Origin of the sequence: Streptomyces sp. NPDC057939 (genome assembly GCF_042887545.1) — a bacterium.
Taxonomy (GTDB): Bacteria; Actinomycetota; Actinomycetes; order Streptomycetales; family Streptomycetaceae; genus Streptomyces.
The window spans coordinates 247085-253084 of record NZ_JBHVPG010000007.1 but is presented as its reverse complement, the minus strand read 5'-3'; the positions used below and the strand labels follow the sequence as shown (position 1 = coordinate 253084).

Sequence of the window (6000 nt, the reverse complement as noted above, 5' to 3'; positions counted from 1 at the left end):
CGGCTGCCCCGGACACCAGGGGCAGCCGGTGCGCCACGACTGCCGACCGCCGACTGCCGACCGCCGACTGCCGACTGCCGGCCGCCCCACCGCACACCGCCACAGGTCCCGGTCGCACCTGTCGATCCCGGCGGGATGCCGCGCCGACCGCAGCCGACCGCAGCCCACCAAGCGCACCGAGGCGCACCGAGGCGCACTCACCGTGTCCGTTCCGGTGCGAGGAGCGGTCCTAACGGTCGAAGGCGGGGAGGGCCAGGGCAATCGAGCCGTAGACGACGGGCGCGGCGACGCAGAAGACGATCAGGGAGACTGACAGGTCCTTGACCTGACGACCCCGGCCTTCGCACCGGACCGCTTGGTTCGGCCTCCGCGGGTGGTACGCGACCCGCGTAGCCCCGCCCGCGTCGGACGACGATCCGTCGTAGGGGTGTGTATTGCCGCTGGTGTCCGTGTACGCGTGGGTGGCCCGGCCGCCGATCCAGGCCGGCTGCGCCTCGACCGTGATGCCGTGGCGCGGCAGGTACCAGTTGTCCCAGGCGAACCCCAGCGTGCTGGCGACCGCGAGGGTGAACATCGCACCGACGGCGCCGACCAGCAGTACCGCGACCGCCCGACCCACGTCCTCCCCGGCGAATGCGACGACCACGGAGAACGCGACGAGCGCGGCACCGACGACGCACGTGGCCCACTTGTAGTGCGTCCAACGCCGCCCCCTGACCTCCTCGTCCTCCTCGTCCCCTCCGTCACAGTCGCCGTCGGCGTGCCTCAGCCTCCGGACGGTGACGAGCGTGGAGCCGTCGATCGTCTCCTCCCCGGCCGCGCGCTCGGGAAGTGTGCCGTTCACCGCGTCGGCGAAGGCGCCGCCCGCGGCCCGGCTCACGTTCTCGATCCGGTACAGGACCGGCTCGGCACCCGCTTCCGCCGTCAACTCGACGGCGACCACCCGCCCCTCGGCGTGGACCCTCGCGATCGCCGCGAGCGGAATGCGCACCTCGTCCTCGGGGCGGCGCAGCAGCAACTCCGGTCCTTCGGAGCGAAGTTCGATGCCTTGGTCCCCTTGAAGGACAGGTATGGGCGAAGTGATCGACATGGGCGTGATCGTAAAGGCGGACCACAGCCTGGTGAAGGGGGTGTGGGGCTTCCGGGTGGGTCGTGTGTTGTCGTACCGTCCGGACATGGTCAACCTGGTGCTCATGGGCTTCGTCGCTCTGTCCGTCCTGGTGTTCGTCTTCGCCCTGCTGTGGATGCAGGGTGAGCGGGACAATCTGAAGCGGGCGAAGGAGTTGGAGGAGATCGGCCTGGAGGCACAGGCTCACCTCACGTACCTGCAGCCGATCCGCGACACGGGGACCGTGAGCGTCGAGTACACGTTTCGAGGGCCGAACGGGGACGAGGGGCGGTACCGGACGGGAATGAAGGTCTCCCCCGTCCATGTGCTGGGCAACACGTACCCGCTCGTCCACCACCCACGGCTCGTGAACCGGGTGCAGATGGGGACCATGAAGGAAGTCCGCAAGGAACGGCGGGAACGCGCGGGCTACGTGAGGACCGCCCAGTGGATGGCGTTCACGTCGTTCACCGTGTGCGCCCTTGCGATCGGCGGAATGGTCCTCGGCCCGTGAGCCGGGTCGATCTATGTCCAACCTGAGTTGTTCTTAGAATGGCCGGGTGGAGGACATCGATGCGATCGCAGTGTTGCAGGACCCGGTGCGGCGCCGTCTGTACGAGTACGTGGTGGCGCAGGGCCGTGAGGTCGGCCGCAACGAGGCCGCCGAGGCGGCCGGGGTGGCGCGCACGCTCGCCGCGCACCACCTCGACAAACTGGCCGACGCCGGACTGCTGGAGAGCGGCAGCCGCCGGCTGACGGGCCGCTCGGGACCGGGTGCGGGCCGCCCCGCCAAGGTGTACACGCGGGCGCGGGTCGAGTGGTCGGTGTCGCTGCCCGCCCGCGACTACCTCACCGCCGCCGAGCTGCTGGCCGAGGCCGCCGAGCAGGCGGGACTGGACGACGGGCTCCGCGCGGCCGCCCGCCGTCGGGGCGAGGCCCTGCGCGGCGCGACCGCGTCCTGTGGGGGCCTCGAAGAAGCCATGGCGATTCTGGCCGCCCGGGGGTACGAACCGCACCTGGAGGCCGCCGAAGGCGCCCGGGGCGCGGCCGGGGGCGAGGGGGGTGCCGAAGAGGGTGCGCCCGTCGTCCGCATGCGCAACTGCCCTTTCCATGCCGTCGCCGAAAGCTTTCCGCCCCTGGTCTGCGGCATGAACCTCGCCCTGCTGGAGGGGCTGCTCGGCACGGACGGCGCGGTCCGTGCCCGCATGGAGGCCCGACCGGGGGAGTGCTGCGTGGTGGTCGAGGATTCTAAAAACAATATTCATTGACATAGAAATGCGGGGCGTGTTGGGATGAGGCCATGACCTCATCCCGGCACGGCCGCGCCCCGCACCTCGCCCTCCTCAACGTCGCCACGCTCCTCCACCCGTTGGACGACCCGCGCATGGCGCCGTTCGTCGAGATGCTCGAACCCCTCAACTCGGTCGCCGACGGCACGCCCGGATTCGTGTGGCGGCTCGTGGAGGAGGGAGCGAAGGACGCCACCGAACTGCGCCCGGCGGGAGTGGACGTCATCGTCAACATGTCCGTGTGGGAGACCCAGGAGTCCCTGTGGGACTTCACCTACCGGAGCGGGCACCTGGAGGCGATGCGACGTCGCCGCGAGTGGTTCGCGCGACACGTCGAGCCGCACCTGGTCCTCTGGTGGATCCCCGCCGGCCACATCCCGACCGTCGAGGAGGCATTGGAGCGGCTGGCGGACCTGCGGGAACACGGCCCGTCCCCAAGCGCGTTCACCTTCACCTCCTCCTACACCGTGGCCGAGGCCGCCCCACACCTCCAGCCCACCGGCCCCGCCTGAACCCTCCGCCCGACACGCGCACTGCGCCACCGGGGCCCGACGCCGGAACGTGTCCGGATCTCGCCGGTGGAGTGATGCTCCAGAGCGCTACTCTGGCGCCATGTCGAGTCCCGACACCCATCAGCGGATCCTGGCCGCAGCCCTGAGCTGCTTCCTCGAGAACGGAGTGCAGGGCACGACGGTCGAGCAGGTCCGGAAGCGGGCTGAAGTCAGCAACGGAAGCTTCTTCCACCATTTCCGCACCAAGCAGGACCTGGCCGAAGCGGTCCATCTCCAAGGGCTCGAACAACACCAGACCGAGCTACTGGCCGTCCTGACCCCGCACACCGGGCTGCGAGCCGGCATCGAGGGTGTCGTACGTCGCCACCTGACATGGGTGCAGGACAACCCGCAGCTTGCGGCGTTCCTGTCGACCCCGCCCGCCTGGTTCACACCTCGGGATGCCCCGAGGATCGCGGAGAGCAGCCGGGACTTCTTCCGCACCGTCACCGAGTGGCTGCGGGGGCACGGTTGGGACGAGGAGCCCTCCCTCGGCGTCGTCATCGCCGTATGGATCGGGCCGGCCCACGAGTACACACGTAGATGGCTGATCACCGGCTCCGAACCGCCCGGCAGCGCGGCGGGCGCGCTGTCCCTGGCCGCATGGAACGCCCTGCACCCCCTGTTGTCCGCCCAAGGATCGGAGGACCCGCGATGAACGGGACCGTGACGCAATACTTACGCGTACTCACCACAACGACGGATACCGTCGATCGCGTGCCGATGGATCGCTGGAGCAACCCGTCCCCTTGTGAGGGTTGGACCTGCTTACACGTTCTGGGCCACATCATCGACGGCCAGCGGCAGATCGCCTCCCTGCTGTCCGGGCAGGGGCCGCGCGAGCCGAGGACCGACCCGGCCGGAGCCGTCACAGGCCGGCCCGCGACCGCCTGGGCGGACACCGTCCAGGCGATGCGGCAACTGTTGACCGCCACCACCGACCCGAACCGTCGAGTCGCGTCACATCACGGCGAAGTGACGGTCGATTGGGTACTTGCCAACGCCGTCATCGAGCCGCTCATCCACACCTGGGACCTCGCGCAAGCCGCAGGCATCGACGTGTCACTCGACGCAGAGGCGGTCGCGGCGACTCTCACGGCGATTGCGCCCGTGGCGGACCGGTTCGCGACCACCGGAATGTACGCACCCGCCCTGTCCACCTCCGGAGCCGCAACTCCCGAGCAGCAACTGCTGGCGCTCCTGGGCCGGAGCGCGCCCTGAGGCAGCAACCGGCCTCGGTCGGCTCCGGCACAGGTCCGCGCTCCGTTTTGAGTACTTCGGTGGAATGCTGATGGGCCCGGACGACGGCGGATTCGACCGATACGGTGCAGCCGATATCGTCGGCGGCGTCCGCTGCGGCCAGGACGGACTCCAGGGTCTGTTCCCACATGCCATGGCCGAGCTCGTCGGGCAGTTCCACCAAGGTGAGTTGGTGCGGTGGTTCCCCGCGATGGCCTCAAGGGTGTGGCGATGGTCTGCCCATCGGTGTCCACGGACCGGACGAGCCGGCGCCAACGGCTCGATCCGTTCCCACGCCGCATCGGTGATCACCAATCGGACAGGCGCCTTCGACCAACCGACCAAGCCATCAAAGCGACACGCATCCGGAGGCAGCTTCTGTTGGCGGGGTGTTGTGACCCACGATGAGCTGAGCCATCCGGTGCAGCCGATACCAAAGCTGCGGGCTGTCGTCCTCAGTGAGCCCAGGCTTGAAATGGGTGAGTTCCTTCAGGATCGGTGTGGATCGCGGCATCTCGACCGCGCTACCGACTCCGGCGTGCCACACCTTACCGACCGTTCAGAAGCAGGCAAGCGAAGTCGGTCTCCTGCCCTTGCGAGTTGCACTCAGGTGAGGTCGAAGGTGACGTTCGCGGAGCCGTCCCAGTCCGGTGTCTCCGTGAGCGTGAGGGTTCCATCCTCTGCCTCGACGGCTCGCACCATGATCCCTCCGCGATCCTCGCCTGGAAACGCAATGGAGAAGTGGGGATCCATCTCCATGAGGAAGTCCCAGCCCTCGCGTTGGGTCGTGTCAAGGGCGTTGGCATGCCGACCGGCTGCCCGCCACTGGCCGACCGCATCGACAGCGACGGTGATGTCGATGTCGTACATCTCAAGACAAATCGAGTCATTGGCCCACCATTCGAGGCGGCCCTGACGTGCGAATTGGTCCATGAGCACACTATGCACGGTGCCCAGGCCGGCCGGGCAACCCTGCATGGCTGTCGTGTGTCAGGCCGCTGGACAGATCCGTATGGGGATGACCGGACAGGGCTTAGCCCTCCGCTGTCCAAGTGGTAACCATCGCCTCCTCCTGCAAACCACACGAGGAGGAGCCTGTGGAGGTGATTCTGCGGGACGCATCGCAGAAGAGCGACGACCGGATACCGGCCCTCTCGCTGGTGGCTGAGGGCGTGGACGGGCGCGATCATCGGCCAGGCCCTGTCCACCCGGGGTCGAATCGGCGCCGCCCCAGTCCCCATCCTCGGCCTGCTCGGTGTTGACGGTGACCACCGCCGCTGCGGCTTCGGAACCGCCCTGATCCACGCCACGCTGGCCGCGGCTGACGGCTCGACGCCCCGATGGTCGTTGTCCGCGGTGCCCCCGACTTCTACGGACGGTTCGGCTTCCGCCCGAGCATCGACTTCGGCATCGTCGGCGAGGATCCGGCCTGGGAGCACCTGTTCCAGATCCGCTCCCTGGCCGCCTACGATCCCTCCGTACAAGGCGAACTCATCTACCCCGAACCCTTCCGCAGCATCTGAGGCCGACGCGGCAGCCAAGTGGAGTCGAGCCTGACTCGGTGATCCAAGCGATCCGGTCCGGGGTAAGTTGCCGGGCAGCCATTGCGCGACGGTCGATGACCGGAGGGCGCAATACATCGTGCGGTGCGAGGACTTGGCCCCGGATGCATCGATGACGCTACGGGTTCATACGCGTGCGGGTACGAGCCGGCACGCCATGCCGAACCGCGTACCGGCCACGGTCCCACCGTCCCGGGTGGCGGTGCCACCGCCGGCTCATATTTCGGCCGCCTCCTCCGTGACCCGATGGC

The 6000-nt window shown here is 68.6% G+C and carries 8 protein-coding genes and 2 pseudogenes; 7 read left to right on the top strand and 3 right to left on the bottom strand.

Annotation, left to right across the window (positions count from 1 at the left end):
• Positions 1-229: 229 nt before the first annotated feature.
• Entirely contained in the window at positions 230-1090 is an 861-nt protein-coding gene (locus ACFVS6_RS11775; protein ID WP_389702927.1) for a hypothetical protein, read from the bottom strand.
• On the opposite strand from ACFVS6_RS11775, the gene ACFVS6_RS11770 reads away from it, so the two are divergent.
• The 5 genes from ACFVS6_RS11770 (at position 1089) to ACFVS6_RS11750 (ending at position 4169) form a co-directional block, all read left to right on the top strand.
• Complete coding sequence (locus tag ACFVS6_RS11770; protein WP_389702926.1) at positions 1089-1622, top strand: hypothetical protein; 534 nt, start codon at positions 1089-1091, stop codon at positions 1620-1622. The two genes, ACFVS6_RS11775 and ACFVS6_RS11770, sit on opposite strands and share 2 nt — an antisense overlap.
• 46 nt (positions 1623-1668) lie before the next feature.
• Entirely contained in the window at positions 1669-2376 is a 708-nt protein-coding gene (locus ACFVS6_RS11765) for a helix-turn-helix transcriptional regulator (RefSeq protein WP_389702924.1), read from the top strand.
• A gap of 32 nt (positions 2377-2408) precedes the next feature.
• Positions 2409-2909 carry a DUF3291 domain-containing protein gene (locus ACFVS6_RS11760; protein ID WP_389702923.1) on the top strand — a complete coding sequence of 167 codons (501 nt, stop codon included), beginning with the start codon at positions 2409-2411 and terminating at the stop codon, positions 2907-2909.
• 100 nt (positions 2910-3009) lie between these two features.
• Positions 3010-3606 (top strand): TetR/AcrR family transcriptional regulator, encoded by a 597-nt coding sequence (locus ACFVS6_RS11755; RefSeq protein ID WP_389702921.1) that lies wholly within the window; start codon positions 3010-3012, stop codon positions 3604-3606.
• Positions 3492-4169 carry a TIGR03086 family metal-binding protein gene (locus ACFVS6_RS11750; protein ID WP_389702919.1) on the top strand — a complete coding sequence of 226 codons (678 nt, stop codon included), beginning with the start codon at positions 3492-3494 and terminating at the stop codon, positions 4167-4169. Before ACFVS6_RS11755 ends, ACFVS6_RS11750 begins: the two co-directional genes overlap by 115 nt.
• Here ACFVS6_RS11750 and ACFVS6_RS11745 read toward each other — a convergent pair.
• Together ACFVS6_RS11745 and ACFVS6_RS11740 are read right to left on the bottom strand one after the other, a co-directional pair.
• A pseudogene (locus ACFVS6_RS11745) lies at positions 4153-4532 on the bottom strand (transposase); the annotation flags it as partial. The gene ACFVS6_RS11750 and the pseudogene ACFVS6_RS11745 sit on opposite strands and share 17 nt — an antisense overlap.
• A gap of 261 nt (positions 4533-4793) precedes the next feature.
• Complete coding sequence (locus tag ACFVS6_RS11740) at positions 4794-5120, bottom strand: hypothetical protein (protein WP_389702917.1); 327 nt, start codon at positions 5118-5120, stop codon at positions 4794-4796.
• A 219-nt stretch (positions 5121-5339) separates the two neighbouring features.
• Here ACFVS6_RS11740 and ACFVS6_RS11735 point away from each other — a divergent pair.
• Positions 5340-5498: pseudogene (locus ACFVS6_RS11735) on the top strand (hypothetical protein); the annotation flags it as partial.
• A 29-nt stretch (positions 5499-5527) separates the two neighbouring features.
• Positions 5528-5710, top strand: coding sequence for a hypothetical protein (locus ACFVS6_RS11730; protein WP_389702915.1), 183 nt, complete (start codon positions 5528-5530; stop codon positions 5708-5710).
• The last annotated feature ends 290 nt before the right edge of the window (positions 5711-6000 follow it).